At 51.3% G+C, this 20,743-nt stretch carries 14 protein-coding genes; 10 read left to right on the plus strand and 4 right to left on the minus strand.

The window, feature by feature from the left end; translation table 11 throughout:
* The first annotated feature begins 9 nt into the window (after positions 1-9).
* Complete coding sequence (locus Q0577_RS07865) at positions 10-2,442, plus strand: penicillin acylase family protein (RefSeq protein WP_298734523.1); 2,433 nt, start codon at positions 10-12, stop codon at positions 2,440-2,442.
* A gap of 1 nt (position 2,443) precedes the next feature.
* A complete protein-coding gene (locus Q0577_RS07870) occupies positions 2,444-2,815 on the plus strand; it encodes a hypothetical protein (protein WP_298734525.1) in 372 nt (123 codons plus the stop codon).
* A 105-nt stretch (positions 2,816-2,920) separates the two neighbouring features.
* Here the strand turns inward: Q0577_RS07870 and Q0577_RS07875 are convergent, their stop codons facing one another.
* The 3 genes from Q0577_RS07875 to Q0577_RS07885 all read right to left on the minus strand — a co-directional run bounded on the left by Q0577_RS07875 (position 2,921) and on the right by Q0577_RS07885 (position 9,194).
* Positions 2,921-4,615, minus strand: coding sequence for a RagB/SusD family nutrient uptake outer membrane protein (locus Q0577_RS07875; RefSeq protein ID WP_298734528.1), 1,695 nt, complete (start codon positions 4,613-4,615; stop codon positions 2,921-2,923).
* A 19-nt stretch (positions 4,616-4,634) separates the two neighbouring features.
* Complete coding sequence (locus Q0577_RS07880) at positions 4,635-8,015, minus strand: TonB-dependent receptor (protein WP_298734531.1); 3,381 nt, start codon at positions 8,013-8,015, stop codon at positions 4,635-4,637.
* A gap of 165 nt (positions 8,016-8,180) precedes the next feature.
* A complete protein-coding gene (locus Q0577_RS07885) occupies positions 8,181-9,194 on the minus strand; it encodes a FecR family protein (protein ID WP_298734533.1) in 1,014 nt (337 codons plus the stop codon).
* A 195-nt stretch (positions 9,195-9,389) separates the two neighbouring features.
* Between Q0577_RS07885 and Q0577_RS07890 the strand changes: the two genes are divergently transcribed.
* Positions 9,390-9,938, plus strand: a complete 549-nt coding sequence (locus tag Q0577_RS07890) for an RNA polymerase sigma-70 factor (protein ID WP_298735485.1) — start codon at positions 9,390-9,392, stop codon at positions 9,936-9,938.
* Between the two features lie 287 nt (positions 9,939-10,225).
* On the opposite strand, the gene Q0577_RS07895 is transcribed toward Q0577_RS07890, so the two are convergent.
* Positions 10,226-11,953: a glycosyltransferase family 39 protein gene (locus tag Q0577_RS07895; RefSeq protein WP_298734535.1), complete on the minus strand. Its 1,728-nt coding sequence runs from the start codon at positions 11,951-11,953 to the stop codon at positions 10,226-10,228.
* Between the two features lie 160 nt (positions 11,954-12,113).
* On the opposite strand from Q0577_RS07895, the gene Q0577_RS07900 reads away from it, so the two are divergent.
* Genes Q0577_RS07900 through Q0577_RS07930 form a run of 7 tightly spaced genes read left to right on the plus strand, consistent with a single transcriptional unit; the run spans position 12,114 to position 20,658 of the window.
* Positions 12,114-13,361 (plus strand): HlyD family efflux transporter periplasmic adaptor subunit, encoded by a 1,248-nt coding sequence (locus tag Q0577_RS07900; protein ID WP_298734538.1) that lies wholly within the window; start codon positions 12,114-12,116, stop codon positions 13,359-13,361.
* A 5-nt stretch (positions 13,362-13,366) separates the two neighbouring features.
* Positions 13,367-14,854 carry a TolC family protein gene (locus tag Q0577_RS07905; RefSeq protein ID WP_298734540.1) on the plus strand — a complete coding sequence of 496 codons (1,488 nt, stop codon included), beginning with the start codon at positions 13,367-13,369 and terminating at the stop codon, positions 14,852-14,854.
* 9 nt (positions 14,855-14,863) lie between these two features.
* Complete coding sequence (locus Q0577_RS07910; protein ID WP_298734542.1) at positions 14,864-15,529, plus strand: ABC transporter ATP-binding protein; 666 nt, start codon at positions 14,864-14,866, stop codon at positions 15,527-15,529.
* Positions 15,530-15,561: 32 nt separating this feature from the next.
* The gene (locus Q0577_RS07915; RefSeq protein WP_298734544.1) at positions 15,562-16,791 is read left to right on the plus strand and encodes an ABC transporter permease; all 1,230 of its coding nucleotides are present in this window, start codon (positions 15,562-15,564) and stop codon (positions 16,789-16,791) included.
* Positions 16,792-16,818: 27 nt separating this feature from the next.
* On the plus strand, positions 16,819-17,994 hold the full coding sequence (locus Q0577_RS07920; RefSeq protein WP_298734546.1) for an FtsX-like permease family protein: 1,176 nt from the start codon (positions 16,819-16,821) through the stop codon (positions 17,992-17,994).
* Between the two features lie 38 nt (positions 17,995-18,032).
* Positions 18,033-19,406, plus strand: a complete 1,374-nt coding sequence (locus tag Q0577_RS07925) for a sigma-54 dependent transcriptional regulator (RefSeq protein WP_298734548.1) — start codon at positions 18,033-18,035, stop codon at positions 19,404-19,406.
* Positions 19,390-20,658, plus strand: a complete 1,269-nt coding sequence (locus Q0577_RS07930) for an ATP-binding protein (RefSeq protein WP_298734551.1) — start codon at positions 19,390-19,392, stop codon at positions 20,656-20,658. The genes Q0577_RS07925 and Q0577_RS07930 overlap by 17 nt, the downstream gene beginning before the upstream one ends.
* Positions 20,659-20,743: the final 85 nt, after the last annotated feature.

Raw genomic sequence — 20,743 nt, forward strand, 5'->3', positions numbered from 1 at the left:
AACATTCTTATGAAGCGGATCAATATTGGTTTTTTGTTTCCCCTCGCAGCGCTTGCCATCCTGGTATGCGCATTATCACAACAGCTGTTTATATTGCCGCCCCTGGGCAAACTGCTGGACCCGTTTATAGGCGCGATACAAAATGAAGACGACCGCCCGCTGCAGGCAAAGGAGCTGACAATTCCCGCGCGGGAGCTGGAAGCCCCTGTACAGGTTTTTTTCGATGAGCGGAAAGTGCCGCACATCTATGCGCAGCATACCACCGATCTTTATTTTGCGCAGGGCTATGTCACTGCTTTTTTCCGTTTATGGCAGATGGATTTTGGCAGCTATGCAGCGGCCGGGCGGCTGTCGGAGATCTTTGCAAAGAAAGAATTCCTGGACTACGACCGTAACCAGCGCCGCCTGGGCATTATGGACGCCGCACAACGTTCGCTGAAACTGATCATGGCAGACCGAGAAACCAGTGCAGCATTGAATGCCTATACCAGGGGCGTGAATGCCTACATACAGCAGCTGGATTACCGCAACATGCCGCTGGAATACAAATTGCTGGGCTATCAGCCCGAACTCTGGACCAACCTGAAAAGTACGCTGATCCTGAAAAGTATGGCCAGCAGGATGACAGGCTATGAGGAAGATCTCTTTATGTCTAAAATGATCCTTGCGCTGGGCGAAGAACGTTTTAACCAGCTGTTCCCGGAATATTACCCGGACGCTCACCCGGTGATGAATACTGACAGGCCGGCTGCAACGGCGGCCGCACAGTATGCTAAAATACCCGGCTACCTGAACTATGCTTTCCTCTCTGCCAACTCCGTTATTGCAGAAAGTGCCTGGAACCCCAGGTTGGGAAGCAACAGCTGGGCCGTTTCAGGTAAAATGACTGCCTCCGGGTTTCCCATACTGGCAAATGATCCGCACCTGAATTTATCCTTACCGAATGTATGGATGGAAATGCAGCTCAACGCTCCCGGGGTAAATGTATACGGTGTAACCATACCCGGTACACCGGCCATCATCATCGGGTTCAATGAAAATATTGCCTGGGGCATTACCAATGGCGCCGATGATGTAAAGGACTGGTATAAGCTGAAGATCAGCCCGGACTACCGGCAATATGAGCTGGATGGCAAATGGTTGCCCCTTGAAGTAAGAAGAGAAACCATTCAACGCAAAGGCCAGCCTGTTTTTTACGATACGGTTTACAGCACGCTGCATGGTCCCATTGTATTTAACAAAAGTTTTCCCGGTAAAGACCCGGATATGGCAGATATGGCGCTGCGGTGGGAGCTGCATCGCCCCTCCAATGAATTCCTCACTTTTATTCAATTGAACAAGGCGCGGAATTACCGGGAGTATAAAGCCGCCATCTGGCATTATCATTGTCCCCTGCAGAATTTCACCTTTGCAGGTAAAGACAATAACATCGCCATTCATCACCAGGGTAGTATGCCGCTGAAATGGCCGGGCCAGGGAAAGTTTATCCTGGATGGCACTACCAGTGCACACCTGTATACACAATACGTACCGGCTGATAGTTTGCCTCAATTGCTGAACCCTGCATGCAATTATGTGCAGTCTGCCAACCAGCGTCCCACCTATAGCAACTATGCTTACTACTACAATGGTTACTATAATGAAACGCGGGCCAGCCGTATAGAACAATTGCTGTCGGCAAAGCAACAGGTGGATGTTGATGCGATGAAGGCCATGCAGCTGGATAATGTCAATGCATTTACCGTTATGGCATTACCGGTGCTGCTGGCCAATGTAAAACCTGCCGCGCTTAGCAAGGCCCAGCAACAAACCCTGGCCGCTTTCAAACAGTGGAACGGCAGTTACGACTATGATAACAAGATTGCGCGGCTCTATAACCTGTGGTGGCGCAATGTGAAGAATGATACCTGGGATGAGCTCAGGAACTATCGCTTCTTCATTAAATCGCCGGAAGACGAGGTGCTGCTGAACCTGATACAACAGGATACCCATAACGCTTATTTTGACCGGCAGCATACCCCGCAACGGGAAGATGCTGCCGAGATCATTACAAATGCCTTTATTACCGCTTTTGCAGAGAATGAACAGTCGCGCAAAGAGGGCAGGGAGCGATGGAGCGATTTCCACAAGGTGAACCTGTTGCATCTTACCAACCTGCGTGCATTCAGTAAAATGGGCCTTCCGGTAGCGGGGCAGCAGGAGGCGCTGAATGCCATATCCGCTAACTGGGGCCCTTCCTGGAGGATGATCGTGGAGCTGGGTGATCGTCCGCGGGCGTATGGTATCTATCCCGGCGGGCAATCCGGTAATCCGGGAAGCCGCTATTATGATAGTTTTGTGGACGACTGGAATAAAGGCAAATATTATACACTGAACTTTTTTATGTCGCTAAAGGAAGCAAAGCAACAGGCATCCGGCGCATGGAAACTAAACAACAGGTAGTATGAAAATAAGCACCCGCGATAATATAAAAGCATTCCTTTGCCTGATCCCCCTGATCTTATTGATCAGGATAACGGACCGTATTCCCTGGTGGAGTTTTGTGATAGGGGTAGGCCTGTTTGGCGCCGCCACTGCCATCTGGAAATGGAAGGTGTCTGCATTTGTTACCGGCTTCCTGGCAGGCCTGGTGGTATGGGCAGGGGCCAGTCTTTATTTTCATTACACCTTAGGCGGTCATGTTCTTGATAAGATAGGTGTATTGTTGTTTGTTCCGGGCCCGGTGGTGATATTGTTGTCAGGTATCATTGGCGGCTTGCTGACGGGATTGGCACTGTATACGGGGAGAACGGCGATACGGGTTTCAGCGCATTAGTTGGTGCAATTTATGTTGTTGCGGGAGGTAGGGGCTTCAACCCCTAATCCCCCGCTCCAACCACCACCTTGTGCCGGTCAACAAACAATGAATGCCAGGCCGTTCTTACCAACCCTGGTTCTGCACCAGGTTCGGGTTCCTTAATGTCTCATCTACCGTAATGGGTATTACATACATCGCATTCCTCCACGGCCGTTCTTCCACTTTAAACCGCTCATAACGGAAGCCCCCGGGTGCGGTATCATCCTTGATAGCCTGCAGGCCCCAGATCGCTTTCTCTGTATGCTCCGCGATCTTCCAGCGCCGTACGTCCCAGAAGCGATGGTTTTCAAACGCCAGTTCTATGCGCCGTTCATTCCGGATGCGCTGCCGCATCTGCTCCTGTGTAAGCCCTGCAGGCAGGTCAGGCATGCCCGCCCGCTGACGGATGGCATTCACCGCTGCGGCAATGGCCGCATTACCGGGGTCATATTCATTCAGCGCTTCTGCATAGCTCAGGTAAAATTCTGCCAGGCGGAAGATGATACCATGCACCTGTCTTACAGAGGAGGACTGCCCCGGTGTAATGGTCTCATCAAACAGTTTACGGGCAAAGTAACCGGTACGGGTATGATCCACGTCAGTACTGAGCGCATCTTTGCCGCCGGCAAAAGTTTCAATTTTACGTCCTTTAAAGCTGGCGTCGTTGTAAAGAATGTCCTGGTAAAAACGTGGGTCGCGGTGCTCATAAGGACGGGTCTCATCATAACCGGAAGCGGGATCATCGATGGGATAGCCGCTGTCCGTTTCATAATCATCCACCAGGTTCTGGGTAGGGGCACAACCCGACCATCCGCTATTGCCAAAGGGAAAGAGGTAACGGTCCATGGCCTGGTCTGTTTCGCGCATCCGTTCAAAGATCACTTCAGTGCTTTGCAGGGTGGTGGCAATGAACATCTGTTTCCTGGCGGCCAGGTTAGGTTCCAGGCGGTATACCGGTGCGCCGTTATTGTTCAGGTCTATCACTGCTTTGGCCGCCGCTGCAGCCTGGCGCCATTTTTCAGGATCGGTGGCGCTGGCGTTGCTGCTGATGTCTCCCTGGAAACCCGTTTTACCGGCGATGGCCCATAAGGGGCTTGCTGCGTATAGCAATGTCCGTGCCTTCAGCGCCAGGCAGGCGCCTTTGGTTACACGGCCCACCTGCGTGTTGGGGTAGGAGTAAGGCAGGCGTTTGAACGCTTCTTCACAATCAGCTACAATCTGCGCTACGCAGGAATCGTAGCTGTTACGGGAGCGGTTCAGCGCCGCCTGGTCTGTTTGCTCAATGCTCTGTGTAACGATGATCACACCGCCAAACTGTTTGATGAGCTCTGAAAGGTACCAGGCACGCAGGAAGTATACTTCGCCGATGCGGTTCTCCAGTGTGCCGGGGTTATTGGGATCATCGGGTGTTTTATACTTCACGATGTTTTCCAGGATGGTGTTGGCCTGGCGGATGGCCACGTAATTCTCGCGCCAGGTATTGCCGATGGTGGTACCGTTCCAGGAGCCGTTGTTGAAAGTTTGGGAGGCCATCCAGCTGGAGGCGTCTTTGGCTTCATCGCAGGCGGAACTCATGGAGTAACCGCCCAGGTAGGTGTATGGTCCGCGTATGCGGGAGTAGAGGTTATTCACCACCTGGTCTGTCATGGTAAAGTTGGTAAAGATATCGCTGTCCTGTTGCTGGGTGGTAGCGGCCCTGTCCAGGAAGTCCTTTCTGCAGCCCGGTAACGCGGCTATCAGCGTAAAAGCAAGGATATGTATGATCAGTGTTCTTTTCATCTCGCAATGTCTTTTAATGTTAGAATCTTACGTCAATACCGAAGTTCCAGATACGTTGAATGGGATACATATCACCCCTGCCGTCGTTCACTTCGGGATCCAGGCCAAAATCGCTCAGCTTATCCCAGGTGTACAGGTTCTGCCCGTTCACGTATACACGAAAATAGGTGAGGCCCATTCTTTTTACCCAGCGTTTGGGGAGCTGATAACCTATTTCGGCATTTTTGAGACGGGTATAGTCGGCGCTCCGGATCCAGAAGGTGGAAAGGCGGTGGTTGTTGGCATTGGTGGTGGCGTGCAGCAGCGGGTATGTGGCGGTGGAAGCGGTTTCCGGCGTCCAGCGGCCCAGGTGTATGGGCTTTACTTTGCCGCCCTGGAAGAACTCATAGGCGGCTTCGCCATTCAGGGCGACATCGGTATGTGCGGCGCCCTGTATCAATGCGGAGATGTCAATGCCTTTCCAGGAAACGCCGAAAGACGCGCCGTACATGATCTCCGGCGTACGTGAATAACCGATGGCGGTTTCATCGTATACCGGTTGTATATAGTCATATTCCTTACCGGTTAGTTTACGGTAACGGATGTCGCCCGGTTTATAGCTGCTGGAAAAATTCTGCCAGGGATGATTATCAATATCGGCCTGGTCGCGGAAGAAGCCTTCGGCGATCAGCCCGAACTTGGTGCCTACCGGGTGACCGGTACGCTTCATCCAGGGATAGGGCTGCGGCACTTCATCCTGGTACACGATCTTGTTGCGTGCATAGGTGATGTTGGGCTTCACGCTGTAGCTAACCTGGCCAATGGTATGCTGATGGGTCAGTTCTATTTCGATGCCCTTATTATCTACAATGCCGATGTTCTGCGCTTTGATATCCTGCCCGAATACATCAGACAGTGTTCTGCGTGGGATGAGTATCTTGCTTCTCCGTTGCTGGAATGCATCTACGGTAAGCCCCAGTTTATCGTTCCATAAACGTGTTTCCAGGCCGATGTTCACCTGGCGGCCGCGTTCCCAGGTGACGTTGGGGTTGCCGATGGCGCCCTGCGCCCAGCCATTGGCCTGTGCAGGGTTGGTGCCGAAATAATACTGTGTGGCCCCGGCCCAGGAAGTGAACCAGAGAAAGCGTTCAGACGCCGGCGGGAATTGTGAGGAGCTGGAACGGTCGTTGCCTACTTCGCCATAAGAGCCGCGGAGCTTCAGGAAATTCACCACTTTTACGTTGTTCCTGAAGAAGGGTTCTTCAGATAATACCCAGCCTGCAGAAACGGAAGGAAAGAAACCATAGCGGCTTTCTTTCGGGAAGTTTTCCGATCCCTGGTAGGAAGCGCTGAACTCCAGCAGGTATTTGAGCTTATAGTTATAAGAGCCTCTTAACAGGATGGATTGATAGGCATAGGGTATCTGTGAATTAAACTCCTGCAGGCGGCGGTTCCAGAGCAGGATGGCGCTGGCCTCATGATCACGGAACTGGCGGTTCCAGTTCAAGGTGGTCTCAAAATAGGTATTGCGAATGGCGTCGCCCCCGCCAAAGCCGCCGTTAGGGTCTATCTTGGTATCCTGTCCGATCGTTTTATAACCTGCCGGATTGCCGTCGGCATCAAATAATTGCTGGTAAACGGCATAGCTGCGTGTATAGGTGGCGTTGGGGCGGTTACTGTTATCGTATGAGAAAGATGCTTTGGCACTGAGGTTTTTGGTGATGAAGTCCAGCTTGCGGGTCAGTGCAAAGGTGCCCTGTACCGTGTTGTTATACCAGCGGCGGTAGCCTTTCTGCGACAGCTCGCCAAAGATGTTGCTGGTATAGGTGCCGGTGCCCCACATGGAACCATCCGGGTTGAAGATAGGATAAACAGGCGGCATACGGTTGGCCAGCTGCATTACGCCGGAGGCGCTGTTGTTGCCATCGGTACGGTCTGTAAGTATCCCTGCCAGATCCAGGCGTGCAGTGAGCGTAGGAGAGATGTCCACATCCACATTGGCGCGCAGGCTGTAGCGTTTCATCACGTTGTTGGCATTATAGCCATCCTTGTTTTCATCGGTATGTTTATAGTTGCCTTCTGCAATATTGTAGCCGGCAGAGATGAAGTACCGCGCCACATTGCCACCGCCGCTTACGTTCAGGTTGGCGTTGGCTACATGCGAAGGCTGCATAAGGAACTTGTAATAATCTGTATTGGGCAGCGTACCGTTCTTATAGCCTTCCAGCTGTTCGGGAGTAAAAGGTTCCTGTTGTCCATCGTTGCGCATGGCCTCATTCAGCAGGCTGGCGTAATCATAAGAGCCCAGGTAAGGCGGTATGCGGGTAGGCTCCTGTATACCGGTGGAGGCGCGGAAACTCACCTGCGGGGTGCCCGCCTTTCCGCGTTTGGTGGTGACGAGGATAGCGCCGTTGGCCCCGCGCATACCCAGTACGGCGGTAGCGGCGGCATCTTTCAGGATGGTTACGCTTTCCACATCGTTCGGGTCTACATAATCCATGGATCTTTCTACACCATCCACCATTACAATGGGCGTGGCGTTATTCAGCGTGGCTACACCGCGGATGTAGAGGGTGCTGCCGTCAACGCCCGGCTCTCCGCTGCGTTGTGTGGTAATGAGCCCTGGCAGCCGTCCGGCCAGGGCATTGGTAAGATTAGACACCGGGCTTTGCACCAGCTCTTTCGTGGTAACAGAAGAGATGGCGCCCGTTACCGTTGCTTTTTTCTGCTCGCCGTAGGCAACGATCACCACATCTTTCAGCCCGATGTTGGCAGGACTCAGTTCTACGTTCACGGAGTTGGTAACGCCGGTTTCCACTTCCTTTGTTTCAAAACCTACATACGAGAAGGTAAGTACGGGCGAACCGCCGGGCACCACGATACTGAAGGTGCCGTCTGCCTGTGTGGTGGTACCGCGGCTGGTGCCTTTCACCTGTACGGTTACACCGGGCAAAGGTTCGTTGGTGCGCTGCTCGATAACCGATCCGATAATGGTGCGTTCCGGTACGGAGGCGCCCGGTAAGGCGCGTGGAACGGTTGTATCGGCCACCTGGCTTTGTTCTTCCTGCTGCTGGTAAATAATGATGATATTATCCTGCTGTTTAAAGTGCAGCGGTGTATGCTGCAGCAGCAGTTCCAGTGTTTCCTTTACGCTGCGGGTGCCTTTTTCAAGACTGATGTTGCGGTAACGGCGTACCTGCTCCGGCGGAAAAGCAATGCGGAAGCCGGAAAGTTGTTCTACTTTGTCTAATGCCCCACGCAGGCTTTCTTTACGGAGCATTAGGGTGATCTTTTTGGTAGACATGTTTTGTGCTTCGCTGTTCTTTGCCCATAAAAGGGGAGGCAGTAACAGCATGCCTAGCAACAGGAGGGTGCTGGTTTTCATCATGGTAAAAACATTACGGTTTAAGTACATGCGCATAACGTGAGTAGTTTTTTCAGATTTTGGCAAAAGCTTTCCCATAGCCCCCGTGGAGGCATTTAAATAACAGGTTGCGGAAAAGCGGTTCAGGTAATTCTACGATCTGGTTGACGGATCAGCTAGGCCATAGGCGTCGTCGTTAAGGTTTGATGAGTAATATGGTTTTCATGGTTCAGCTGTGGAACAGCCCTTTCCATCAATGATGACGCGCGCTTCATCTTCAATGGTATAGGTGGCGTTCCTGACGGTGCATAGTACGTTGAGCACTTCTTCCAGTGATTCGGTACCGCTGAAGGAGGCGCGCACCAGGCACTGTTTCAGCGCTTCATTGTTAAAGTGTATGTTTACGTGGTATCTTTTGCTGATAGTGGCGGCAATGGTTTCAAAGGGAACGGACTCAAATACCATGTCGTTCCTGGTCCAGCTGATCTCTTCGAGGGCATGCACCTGGCGCTGTGCAAGGGTAGCGGCCTCCGTGTTATAAACGATCTGCTGATCGGGGTTCAGCACCGCCAGCATGTTGGGACCATCTTCCACTTTCACCTTGCCTTTGGTAACGGATACTACGATCTCGTTGGAACCGGGATAGGCCTTTATGTTAAAGGCCGTACCCAGTACCGTGGTTTTCACGCGGCCCGTATTGATCACAAAACGGCTGCTGCTGTTTTGCCGGATATCAAAATAGGCTTCGCCGGATAGTGTTACTTCTCTTACGTTTCCACTGAATGTACGGGGATATTCCAGGTGACTGCCTGCATGGAGCACCACCTTACTGCCATCGGGCAATGTAATATAACGGCTGTAATCCAGTCCGGCGAGGGTTTGCACCGCTGCCGGATGCACCTTCTTCCTGTCGCGCCACTGTAAGCCGTAATACACGGCGCCGCAGAGCAAGGCCATACCTGTAAGCACTGCCGCAGTACGGATGGCTTTCTGCAAAAGGCCGCTCCTGGTACTCCGTACAGGTATCTGGTGTGTGGCGCTCTGCAGCTGCGCCCTCAACGCCTGCAGTTGCTGGTGGGTGAGAAGGGCAGCAGCCTCGCTGTCGGGTGCAATGATATGGTCGGGCCGTTCCCTGCCCAGGCTTTCGTACCAGCTGTCCAGCAATGCAAGCTCTTCCTGCGTGCATTGCCCTGCGTTATATTTCTCTAAAAGTGTTAACAGGTGTTGAGGGTCCATTATTAAAGTTTGACATTTAAAGTTGGAGGTATGAGGTTCGTTCAAACCTCAAACTAATTATATAAACACCATTTCTGCCGTTTACCGTTACGCTCTCCAAAAAAATATACGCTATAACCTGAAGAATTTAATTATTAAATTTGGACAAACTGCTTTGATATCAAACACTACGCTCAATATACCGATACTGCGCTAATAGCATTATTCAGGCAAGGTGATGAAAAAGCGTTTGATACTATCTATGAGCGCTATTTTATCCGCCTGGTGAACCTTGCTCATAAGAAGACAGGTCAGCTGGAAGCGTCACAGGAGCTGGTACAGGATATCTTCATTTCCCTGTACAGGCAATTGCCTGCGTTGAAAGAAGATACGCAGCTGGACAACTACCTGTTCATTGCGCTGCGCAACCGCGTGTATAACTTCCACCGGCAGCAGCTGGCCCAGCTGAAAAGAGAGCAGGCCTTTATGCAGGTATTGCCTGCCGGCCCCCGTGAAAATTACGGCCTGCTGGAAGTAAAAGAGCTGGAAACTTTCCTGCAGAACAAGATCCGGGAACTGCCTACCCAATGCCGCGCCGTCTTCCTGCTAAGCCGCGAAAACCAGCTCTCCAATAAAGAAGTGGCGGAACGTCTCAACATCTCCGTAAATACCGTGGAACAACACATGCGTAAAGCCCTCCGCATCCTCCGGTCATCATTGGGTAATGAACTGACCATCTTATTGTTCTGGCTGCTGGATAAATAAGGAGTTACTTTGATGCAGATAACAGCACGGCGATGTAAGATAACAGAACGGGCCTTGCAGACAACAGAACAGCGATGTAAGACAACAGAATGGACGCTCCACCTGACAGAACGGCGTTGTCAGCTAACAGAACGGAGCTGACAGATCGAAGAACATTGATGTAAGATAACGGAACGGCGTTGTCAGCTAACAGAACGAACCTGACAGATCGAAGAACATCGATGTAAGATAACAGAACGGCGCCTCCACCTGACAGAACGGCCGTGTAAGCAAACAGACCTTACCTGTTAGCGGGGATTTCTGAGCAGAAAGACAAACCCATTCTTCCGGTAAAGCTCTTTCAGCTCAGGATGCTGCTTTGTATAATGGTCCACACGATCCACTTTCGTAATAAAATAAGCCGGTTTATCTATATTGCCGCTTAACAGCCATTGCTCATCATAAGATCTGGCATTAACAGGTTTTTGTTTCCGCGCATAGAAGAAGGGCGCATAGCTCCAGTAGCCCAGTGTATTAACATAACAATCCTCCCCCTGTCTTTCTTTCAGGAAATCAATGGCCGCACCCTGTGAGTAACGTTCCACTTTGGGCACGATCAGTATAGCTGCCAGGAATATTACAATGGCCGTACTGCCAAAGATGGTCCAAAAGGCTTTGTTATAAGCCTGTCGCTTCAGCAGTACCAGTACAGCTGCTACGGCTGTCAGCATCAGTATGCCCGGCACGCCTTCAAAACCGCTCCAGTGTACATCTGCCATCATATTACCCTGTGCAAAGGGATCTGCTACATAAGGCGCCAGCTTTTTAATGTTCATGGCAATAATGGTTACGGACAACAACACTGTGCCTATGATGATCCCCAGCACTGCAGCAAGAACGGCCACGTATTTTTTATAGGGCATTTCCCTGCGCTCCCACTTGTAAAACGTGTAGGCAGCCAGGAAGGTAACCGGGAACCAGGCCATAGAAGAATAGTGAATGATCCTTGATTGCACGATGGTGAACAGGATGATGACCACCCAGCACAGAATCACCATCCAGCGCTTAAAGTCGCGGTCATACCGGCTGCCGGACCGTAACCTGGAGAAGGCCGGTATCGCAAACACAGATGCGGGAAAACATCCGATCAGTATCACTATAAAATGATAACCGGGAAACCCTTGCTGACCCGCATCATGCGTGGTGAAGAGGCGGTACTGGTATGCCAGGAACCCGTTAATGAACCAGGGACCGTTCTTAATCGTTTCATAACCATACCAGGAGAAGGTGAGGAGAACGGCCACCAGCAGGAACAGCAGCGCATGTCCCCAGCCAAAACAGATCCTGAACCGGTTGTACACCAGGTATACGCCCAGCACCAGCAGGAAGATCATCAGCGCCACCGGCCCTTTGGTCAGTATGGCCAGCCCCATAAAAACACCCGCCCACACTGCATAATACAAAGGCTTATGCTGCAGGCCCTCTTTATCATAGCCATTCCGTTTCCAGTGGTAGAGGATGAAAAAATACAGCGAAAGAAAGGTGAACAGGTTAAACCAGGGATCTATCAGTCCCGATTTGAAATACATATTCGGGAACAGGGATCCCGCATAGGCCAGGGCCCAAAGTAAACCGAATCTGTGATCATATACCCGCCTGCCGCAAAGGTATAAAGCCACCAAAGTAAAGATGCCGCAGATGGCATTGGGAAAGCGGGCGGCAAACTCCGTAAAGCCAAACAGCTGCATGGTCACTACCTGCATCCAAAAGAACATGGGCGGCTTTTCCAGGAAAGGCTTGAAATTTATATAGATGCGGGAATAGTCGTCGAGCAGGATCATCTCCCGGGCGCATTCGGCAAAATTGATCTCATCCCAGTCAAACAGGTGTACACGGCCCAGGAAAGGAATGAATAAAAAAGCGCCGATGGCCGCCAGCAGTACTATCGTGGTTATTTTATTCCCGTACATAGTCCCTTGTGTATTACCGGTGCGGACAAATATAGGAGCGCCCGCCTGCTTTAACAAATGCATCATTAAAAGTTAAAGATATCATCACTTTCACGAACCCGCCCGTTTCCAGACAAACTGTCCGGAACCGGACATTTTTCCGCAACGCAATTTTTATAAAACCCTCATTCTGAATAAATTATGTTTGGCATCCGGCTTGGAAAGAGTAGGGAGCTAAAATGTTTTCATGGACAAAGTAATTGAAACAGAGGTTCGGCTGCAAAGAAAGAAAAAACTGGTCTGGACCTTATCCCTATCCCTGTTGCTGATCATCGCGGTAGTGATCTGGCTGCGCGCCGTACTATCGCCTTCGCTCAGCCAATCAGAGATCATCACCGCCGTAGTGGAAAGAGGAGATATTGAGAACACGATCAATGCCTCCGGCGAAGTACAGCCCGAATTTGAAGAGGTGATCACCAGCCCGATCAATGCCTCTATCCGGGAGGTGATGATGGAAGCGGGCAGCAGCATCAAAGCAGGCCAGCCCATCCTCCTGCTGGATAAGACCGCATCCGCCAACGAATATGAGAAACTGCAGTTCCAGCTGGAATCTAAACGTAACTACATCAAAAAGCTGCGCCTCGAACTGGAAAAGAGTTTCTACGATATCAAGTCCAGCAACGACGTAAAACAACTCCGCATTAACAGCATGGAAGCAGAAGTGGAAAATGCCAAGCGTTTATTCCGCGCCGGTGGCGGTACCCGCGAAGATATTGAACAGGCAGCGCTGGAACTGGAAGTGGCGCGCCTGGAAAAACAACAGCTGGAGAACGAGATCAGGAGCAAGCAGCAAACCATGCAGATCGAAATGAAGGAAGCAGCGATAGCCGCCTCCATTGAAGAAAGCAACCTGCGCGAACTGGGCCGCAAGCTGCAGCTGGCCAATATCGCCGCCAGCCGCGAAGGCGTGATCACCTGGGTGAACCGGAACATCGGCGAAAGCATACACGAAGGCGACCCCCTGGCCAGGATAGCAGACCTGCGCAGCTTCAAAGTGCAGGGCAGTATTGCAGACCAGTACCTGGACCAGCTGCGTAACGGCATGCCGGCTATTGTAAAGATCAATGATGCCGCGATAAGGGGAACGGTGGTGAACATACAGCCCGCCGTACAAAATGGCATCATCACCTTTGCCATACAGCTGAATGAAGGCGATAACAAACGGCTGCGCCCCAACATGAAAGTGGATGTTTTCCTGGTAACCGCCGCTAAGAAGAACGCACTCAGGGTTACCAACGGCGCTGCCTTTAAAGGCGCTGATCAGCAGGATATCTTCGTGGTGCGCAACGGGAAGGCTGAGCGGCGGAAAGTTCGTATAGGCCTCAGCAATTTCGATTATGTGGAGCTCATGGATAATGTACAGCCGGGAGAGCAGGTGATCATTTCCGACATGAGCGCCTTCAAGCATGCCCGTGGCCTCACCATCAACAACTAAACGCTATGAACCGCATATTGCTATTGACCATTTTTTATATTGGAGCCTGTTGCGCGGTACAGGCACAACCTGCCGCAGATACGATCAGGCTTGGCCTGGAGCAGGTGGTAGACATGGCGAAAGCTTTTTCCATCGCCGCCAAACAGGCATTAACCACCCGTAAAACAAAATACTGGGAGTACCGTACCTATCGTTCCAATTATCAACCGCAGCTGGCGCTGAACGGTATACTGCCCGGCTACAATAAAACATTTACCGAAGTGCAGCAGCCGGATGGCACTATTCTCTTTCAATCCATTCACAATAACAATTCCTCCCTTAATTTGTCTTTCAGCCAAAGCATAGCAGGAACAGGAGGCACCGTATTCGGCACCACCCAGCTGCAGCGCTTTGATGATTTTGACCGTAAGAACACCTTGTATAACAACGTGCCTTTTGGTATTGGCTATACGCAGCCCCTGTTCCAGTTCAACCAGCTGAAATGGGACCGGCGGATCGAGCCCCTGAAATACAAGGAAAGCACTCAGGCTTATATTGAAGCCATGGAAAGTGTGGCCATTACCGCCTGCGGCTATTTCTTTGACCTGCTGCTGGCGCAGGTGAACCTGCAGATAGCAGAAACCAATTTGCGCAATACGAAGAACATCCTCCGCATTGCGAATGAAAAATATGCGCTGGGCAAGATCTCCCGCAACGAGATACTGCAGCTGCAGCTGGAACAGCTGAAGTCTGAAAAGGCCGCCGGCATTGCAAGGCGCGACATGGAAATAGCCGGGCTGAACCTGCGTTCCTACATCGGGCTGCAGCAGCAAGCGCCCATCACGCTCCTGCTGCCGGGCTTAAAGACCAATGTACACGCGCCCGCTGAAAAGGTGCTGACGGAAGCGTACCAGAACCGCAGTGATGCCATTGCTTTTGCACGGCGCATGGCAGAAGCCAGGCGGGATGTTGCCAAAGCCAAAGGAGATAACGGGCTCAATGCTACCTTAACAGCACAGCTGGGCTTCTCCAAAAGCGCTACTACAATAGCCAAATCTTACCAGTCGCCACAAGATCAGCAGGAAGTACAGATCACTTTTGCCATTCCTATCCTGGATTGGGGAAGATCAAGATCCCGCACCAAAACCGCGCAGGCAAACCTGGAGTTTACGGAGTATGCCGTGGAGCAGGACAAACAGGTGTTTGCCCAGGAGATCGTAACGCAGGTCACGCTGTTTGATATGATGAAAGACCAGCTGCAGCTCACGGCGAATGCAGACAGCATCGCCACCGAGAAATACCGCATCGCCGAGGAAAGATATATCTTGGGTAATTTCGGTATCACAGACCTGAGCATCGCCTTCCAGGAGAAAGACCAGGCCAAGCGCGATTACATTGCCGCGCTGCGTGATTCCTGGAGCGCCTGGTACCAGCTGCGTTATTTATCGCTGTACGATTTCGAAAAGAATGAAAAGATCAGTTATCAGCAGGCATATACATCCTTTAACAATTAAACCCGTTATATGATCCATCTACAGAACATAGAAAAAGTATACCGTACGGATACGGTAGAAACACTGGCGCTGCATAATATCTCCCTGCAGGTAGAAAAAGGAGAGTTCCTTTCCATCATGGGGCCTTCCGGATGCGGCAAAAGCACCATGCTCAATCTTATGGGCCTGCTGGATGCGCCTACCAGGGGAGCGGTAAAGATAGCCGGCACAAAGCTGGAGCATCTGCCGGATGCAAAGCTGGCGGAATTCAGGAACAGGAAGATCGGCTTCATTTTCCAGAGCTATCACCTGATCAATGACCTGAGAGTGGTAGACAATGTAGAGCTGCCGCTGATCTACCGCAAAGGCGCTGCAAAGGAAAGAAAGCAGCTGGCCACCGAAGCTTTGCAGAAGGTTGGACTGAGCAACCGCCTGAAACATTTTCCTAAGCAGCTCTCCGGCGGACAAAAACAAAGGGTGGCCATCGCGCGCGCTATCGCCGGCCGCCCGGAAATCATCCTGGCAGATGAGCCCACCGGTAACCTGGACAGCGTCATGGGCAATGAAGTAATGGACATCCTGCTGCACCTGAACAGAACAGAAGGCACTACCATTGTAATGGTAACGCATGATGAGCAGATGGCCAGGAAAACACACCGCCTGGTGCGCCTGTTCGATGGCAGCCAGGTACAATAAGACCCTTTCATCCGTTTCAACATATACAGATTATGCTCGTCAATTATTTTAAGATCGCTATTGCCGTGCTGAAAAGAAGAAAGTTCTTCACCTTTATCAGCATCTTCATTATCAGCTTTACCATCACCATCCTGGTAGTGCTCGCTGCTTTTATAGATAAGGTGGTGAACGACACCTATCCCGACAGGAACAGGAGCCGCCTGCTGTACATCACCAAGTTCGAAGAGAGCGGCCCCCAATCGATGAACAGCGGCGCTTTGTCTTTTTACTACCTGAACCGCTATGTCAAAACCCTGAAAAGGCCTGCCAGGATCGCTATTTCTTCCAGGCCGCAGGGTACCAATACCTATGTTAACAATAAGAAGATCAGCATCAATTACAAGTATACGGACGCGGCCTACTGGGAGGTGCTGGATCACGATTTCCTGGAAGGGAAGCCTTTTACGGCGCAACAGCTGGCAAACGGCGAACGGGTAGCCGTAATATCAGAGCGCCTGAGGAAGGAGTACTTTGGGAATGCGCCCTCCGTTGTGGGGCAGTACATTGAAGCAGATGCGGTACGCTACCGGGTATGTGGTATTATGAAGTCTGTACCGCCTTCCAACTACCTGTTCTCCGGCGATCTGTTCCTGCCCTATACGGTAGCCAAAACAGATATTGCGTCCAGCAAGGATTACCGCGGCAATTTTATCTGCGTACTGGAAGCTCCCACCCGCGCAGATGTGCCTGCCATGAAAGCAGAGTATGAACAAATGGCTGCCCGGCTGCCGATGACCAACAACCAGTACACACATATTTATACGCATGCTGATAGTTATCTGAATGCATACTTACGCTCGGGAAATGAGAAAAAATCAGGTATGAGGATCGTGTCTACGGTCGTCACCATCTTTGTGCTGCTGGTGATGCTGCTGCCGGCTATGAACCTGGTGAATATCAACGTCACCCGCATTATGGAACGCTCTTCCGAAATTGGGGTGCGTAAAGCCTTTGGCGCCTCTTCAAAAGTGCTGGCGGGGCAGTTCATTATTGAGAACCTGATCCTTACCCTGATAAGTGGTTTGGTCAGTGTAGTGCTCTCATTGATCGCCCTGCAGCTGATCAACCGGGCCAACCTGCTCAATGACCTGCATTTGTCGCTTAACTTCAATGTACTGCTGGTTACCCTGCTGGCCTGCCTGGTATTCGGACTATTATCCGGTGCATACCCTGCCTGGCGCATGTCCCGCATGCAGGTAATAAACGCGTTGAAGGCTTCATGATCATTCATCAATTAATCCAAGAAAACTATGTTCAGGCATTTATTTAAACTGATGTGGAATAAAAAGAAGCAGAACTTCCTGCTGATGACGGAGATGTTTGTTTCCTTCCTGGTAGTTTTTGCCGTAATGACGATCTCCGTTTACTACTACGGGAACTACCGGAAGCCTGTTGGTATGGACTATGAAAATGTATGGGTAGTCAATTACAGCAATCCGCTTAAGACAGACAACAAAGATTCTATCTGGCTGTTCTACGAGGCGCTGCAGCGAACCGTAAAGGCATTACCGCAGGTAAGGGAGGTCAGTTTTACCACCAGCAATGTACCTTTTGCTTCTGCTACAATTATGAACGGCGTGGGTCATAAAGGCAGAATGATCAGCAATATCAACTGGTATAATGTGGACGATAACTATCAGCGCGTGTTGGATCTGAAACTGCTGGAAGGACGCTGGTTTAACAAACAGGATGCAGTGGCCCCGGTAAAGCCGGTGGTCATTAATGCTACCCTGCGGGAAGAGCTGTTTGGTAATGAGCCTGCAACAGGCAGGCAATATGGAGACGATAAGCAATCAAGGGTCATTGGTGTGGTGCAGGATGTCAAAATGAAAGGTGACTATACCGTAGCGGGGAGAGCTGTTTACAACCGCACCGATACAGCGAGCCTGGGCGGCATGGAGAAAATGCTGGTACGTGTTACGCCGGATGCCAACCTTGCTTTTGAAGGCCGGCTGTATAAAACCATTTCCACTGCCTTGAAAACCGCCAATGTGGAGATAGAACATCTTACAGACAAACGCGGGAGTATGAATAATATGTCGCTGATGCCGATGATCATACTTTCCATCGTGGCGGGTTTCCTGATCATTAACGTGGCGCTGGGCCTCTTTGGCGTGCTGTGGTACAACATCAATAAGCGCCGTGCTGAGATTGGCCTGAGAAGGGCAGTAGGGGCAACCGGCCGTTCGGTGTCCCTGCAGCTGATAACGGAAGCGCTGATCCTGTCTACCTTCTCTGTGATCGCGGGCGTTTTCTTTGCCGTTCAATTTCCTTTGCTGAATGTATTTGATTTGCCTGCAATGGTGTATGTGGCGGCCATCGTATTGTCTGTGTTATTTATATACCTCCTGGTGCTGATCTGCGCTTTCTATCCCGGGCGGCAGGCAGCGGCGGTGTACCCTGCAGTAGCGCTGCATGAAGACTAGGTACGCTGTAGCGGAAAAAATGTAACTTGCTTTTACTTATGATTTTGGTAATTGATGATGATATTGCCGTCAGGACTTCGCTGATGCTGTTGTTTAACGATGCGGGCTATAAAACCCTGGCTGCGGCCAGCCAGCAGGAAGCGCTGGACATTATCCGCACACAGCAGATATCCCTGATCATACTGGACCTTAATTTCTCCATTGAAACAAGCGGGGAAGAAGGAATAGCATTGCTCAAACAGATCAGGGCCCTGGATAGCGAAGTGCCGGTTATCCTCATCACCGGCTGGGGCACCATTGCCCTGGCCGTACAGGGGATGAAACTGGGCGCCAGTGATTTTATCAACAAACCCTGGGATAACAGTTATCTCCTGCAATCCGTACAAACCCTGCTGCAGCTGCGCGAAAAAACAGCGCAGCACCATACCCGCAAAGAGCTGGACAGCCGCTATGATTTCCGTTCCATTATTACGGCAGATCCGCATATGCTGCAGCTGCTGGAAACCATTGGCCGGGTAGCGCCAACAGATGCGCCCGTACTGATCACCGGCGAAAGCGGCACCGGTAAAGAGCTGGTGGCCGAAGCCATTCACCAGAACAGCGTGCGCCGCAGCAAAACATTCGTCAAGGTGAACCTGGGCGGTATTTCCACCACGCTGTTTGAAAGCGAAATGTTTGGCCATGTGCGCGGCGCCTTCACCGATGCGCGTACCGACCGCGTAGGGCGTTTTGAACTGGCGCATAAAGGCACCATCTTCCTGGACGAAATTGGCGACCTGGATCTGAGCAGCCAGGTAAAACTGCTGCGCGTATTACAGGACCGCACCTACGAAGTGCTGGGCAGCAGCCGTACCCGCGTGGTAGACACCCGGGTGATCTGCGGTACCAACAAAGACCTGGGCAGGATGGTAGGAGAGGGCGCTTTCCGGGAAGACCTGTTCTACCGGATCAACCTGATCAGCATTCATCTACCGGCGTTAAGAGAAAGGCCCGGCGATATTCCTTTGCTGGTCAACTTCTTTATCGGCAACCTGAAAGAGATCTATAACCGCCCCGCGCTGACCGTAACACCAAAAGCGTTGCGCTGGCTGCAGGAACTGCCGTGGCCCGGCAACATCCGCCAGTTAAAGAACCTGGTAGAACGCGCGGTACTGATCACCCGGAAAGACAGCCTCGATGTAGATGATTTCCGCTCCCAGCTGGAGCTGTCTACCGCCAGGAAAGGCAGTATCCAGCTGCCGGATGTAGGGGCCATTACCCTGGATGAGATTGAGGTAATGATGATCCGCAAAGCCATGGACTTTCATAAGAACAGGATCTCGAAAGCGGCCAGCGCGCTGGGTTTAACCCGCAGCTCACTGTACCGCCGCCTGGAGAAGTATAATATCCCCTACGATGAAACTTCGGACTAAGTACATCCTCTTCCTTTCAGTACTGCACCTGCTTGCGCTGGTGCTTTCGTGGTTTGTGTTCAAGGAAAATAAGATACTGTTCATTGTGGCAGAGCTGATCATCCTCCTGTCGGTGTTCATATCCTGGCGCCTGTATCAGCAGCTGGTAGGCCCCTTGAAATTGCTGGTAATGGGCACGGAGGCCATCAAAGACCGCGACTTTAACGTGAAGCTGGTGCACACCGGCAAATACGAAATGGATGCCCTGATAGATGTATACAACCGGATGATCGATGAGCTGCGGCAGGAACGCACCCGGCAGCAGGAACAGCACCTCTTCCTGGAAAAACTGGTGAATACCTCGCCCACAGGCATCATCATCCTGGATCATGACGGCAACGTGGCGCAGGTAAACCCCAAAGCCAGCCAGCTCATGGAAATGAAAGGAACCGATATGCTTACAAACGCCAGGCAGTTGCCCCGGGGCGGTTCCCTCACGGTCACTTACAACAATGCCCTCACTTACCGCCTGCAGAAATCGCAGTTTATTGACCGCGGTTTTCCCCGCGAATTTATATTGATAGAAGAACTCACCGCCGAAATACTGGCGGCAGAAAAGAAAGCCTACGGTAAAGTGATCCGTATGATGGCGCATGAAGTAAATAATACCATTGGCCCGGTGAACTCCATCCTGCAATCTGCGCTGAGCGCTGAAAGCCTGCAGAACGGGCAAAATGGAAACATGCTGCAGCATGCACTGCGTGTAGCCGTTGAGCGTAATCACAACCTGAATCATTTCATGCGCAACTTTGCCGATGTGGTACGGTTGCCGGAACCGCTGCGGAAAGAAATTGATCTGCATCAGCTGGTGAACAATGTAGCCCGCCTGATGGAAATGAAAGCGGGGGAAAAAGAGATCAGCTTTGAATACCAGCTGGAAGAAGGGCCCTTCCATATCCATGCAGACCAGGAGCAGATGGAGCAGGTGCTCATCAACATTGTGAAGAATGCCATGGAAGCCATTGAGTACAAAGGCCACATTGAATTCATTACCCGTATACGCGAAAAGCAGCTGGTCATTGCTGATTCAGGAAAAGGCATCAGCAGCAAAGCCGCCGCCCAGCTTTTCAGCCCCTTTTTCAGTACTAAAAAGAACGGCCAGGGAATTGGCCTTACCCTGATCAGGGAAATACTGCACCATCATGGCTTTGAACTTTCCCTTACCACTGTTGCCCCGGGTAGAACGGAATTTCTGATCCAATTCGTACTGTAATAAAAAAAATTTTTCCTTACCCCCCCGAATAAACGCTGCCGGTGTATTTAAAAAAACTGGACCCTGCATTCAAAATAGATCCATT

Source organism: uncultured Chitinophaga sp., assembly GCF_937898475.1.
In the GTDB taxonomy this organism is placed as follows: Bacteria; Bacteroidota; Bacteroidia; order Chitinophagales; family Chitinophagaceae; genus Chitinophaga.

What these genes read in the sequence shown, in the direction of transcription:
- Q0577_RS07925 (WP_298734548.1), top strand. Translation starts at nt 18,033, where the DNA reads ATGATTTTGGTAATTGATGATGATATTGCCGTCAGGACTTCGCTGATG.
- Q0577_RS07880 (WP_298734531.1), bottom strand. Translation starts at nt 8,015, where the DNA reads ATGCGCATGTACTTAAACCGTAATGTTTTTACCATGATGAAAACCAGC.
- Q0577_RS07920 (WP_298734546.1), top strand. Translation starts at nt 16,819, where the DNA reads ATGTTCAGGCATTTATTTAAACTGATGTGGAATAAAAAGAAGCAGAAC.
- Q0577_RS07930 (WP_298734551.1), top strand. Translation starts at nt 19,390, where the DNA reads ATGAAACTTCGGACTAAGTACATCCTCTTCCTTTCAGTACTGCACCTG.
- Q0577_RS07870 (WP_298734525.1), top strand. Translation starts at nt 2,444, where the DNA reads ATGAAAATAAGCACCCGCGATAATATAAAAGCATTCCTTTGCCTGATC.
- Q0577_RS07915 (WP_298734544.1), top strand. Translation starts at nt 15,562, where the DNA reads ATGCTCGTCAATTATTTTAAGATCGCTATTGCCGTGCTGAAAAGAAGA.
- Q0577_RS07895 (WP_298734535.1), bottom strand. Translation starts at nt 11,953, where the DNA reads ATGATGCATTTGTTAAAGCAGGCGGGCGCTCCTATATTTGTCCGCACC.
- Q0577_RS07910 (WP_298734542.1), top strand. Translation starts at nt 14,864, where the DNA reads ATGATCCATCTACAGAACATAGAAAAAGTATACCGTACGGATACGGTA.
- Q0577_RS07865 (WP_298734523.1), top strand. Translation starts at nt 10, where the DNA reads ATGAAGCGGATCAATATTGGTTTTTTGTTTCCCCTCGCAGCGCTTGCC.
- Q0577_RS07885 (WP_298734533.1), bottom strand. Translation starts at nt 9,194, where the DNA reads ATGGACCCTCAACACCTGTTAACACTTTTAGAGAAATATAACGCAGGG.
- Q0577_RS07905 (WP_298734540.1), top strand. Translation starts at nt 13,367, where the DNA reads ATGAACCGCATATTGCTATTGACCATTTTTTATATTGGAGCCTGTTGC.
- Q0577_RS07900 (WP_298734538.1), top strand. Translation starts at nt 12,114, where the DNA reads ATGGACAAAGTAATTGAAACAGAGGTTCGGCTGCAAAGAAAGAAAAAA.
- Q0577_RS07875 (WP_298734528.1), bottom strand. Translation starts at nt 4,615, where the DNA reads ATGAAAAGAACACTGATCATACATATCCTTGCTTTTACGCTGATAGCC.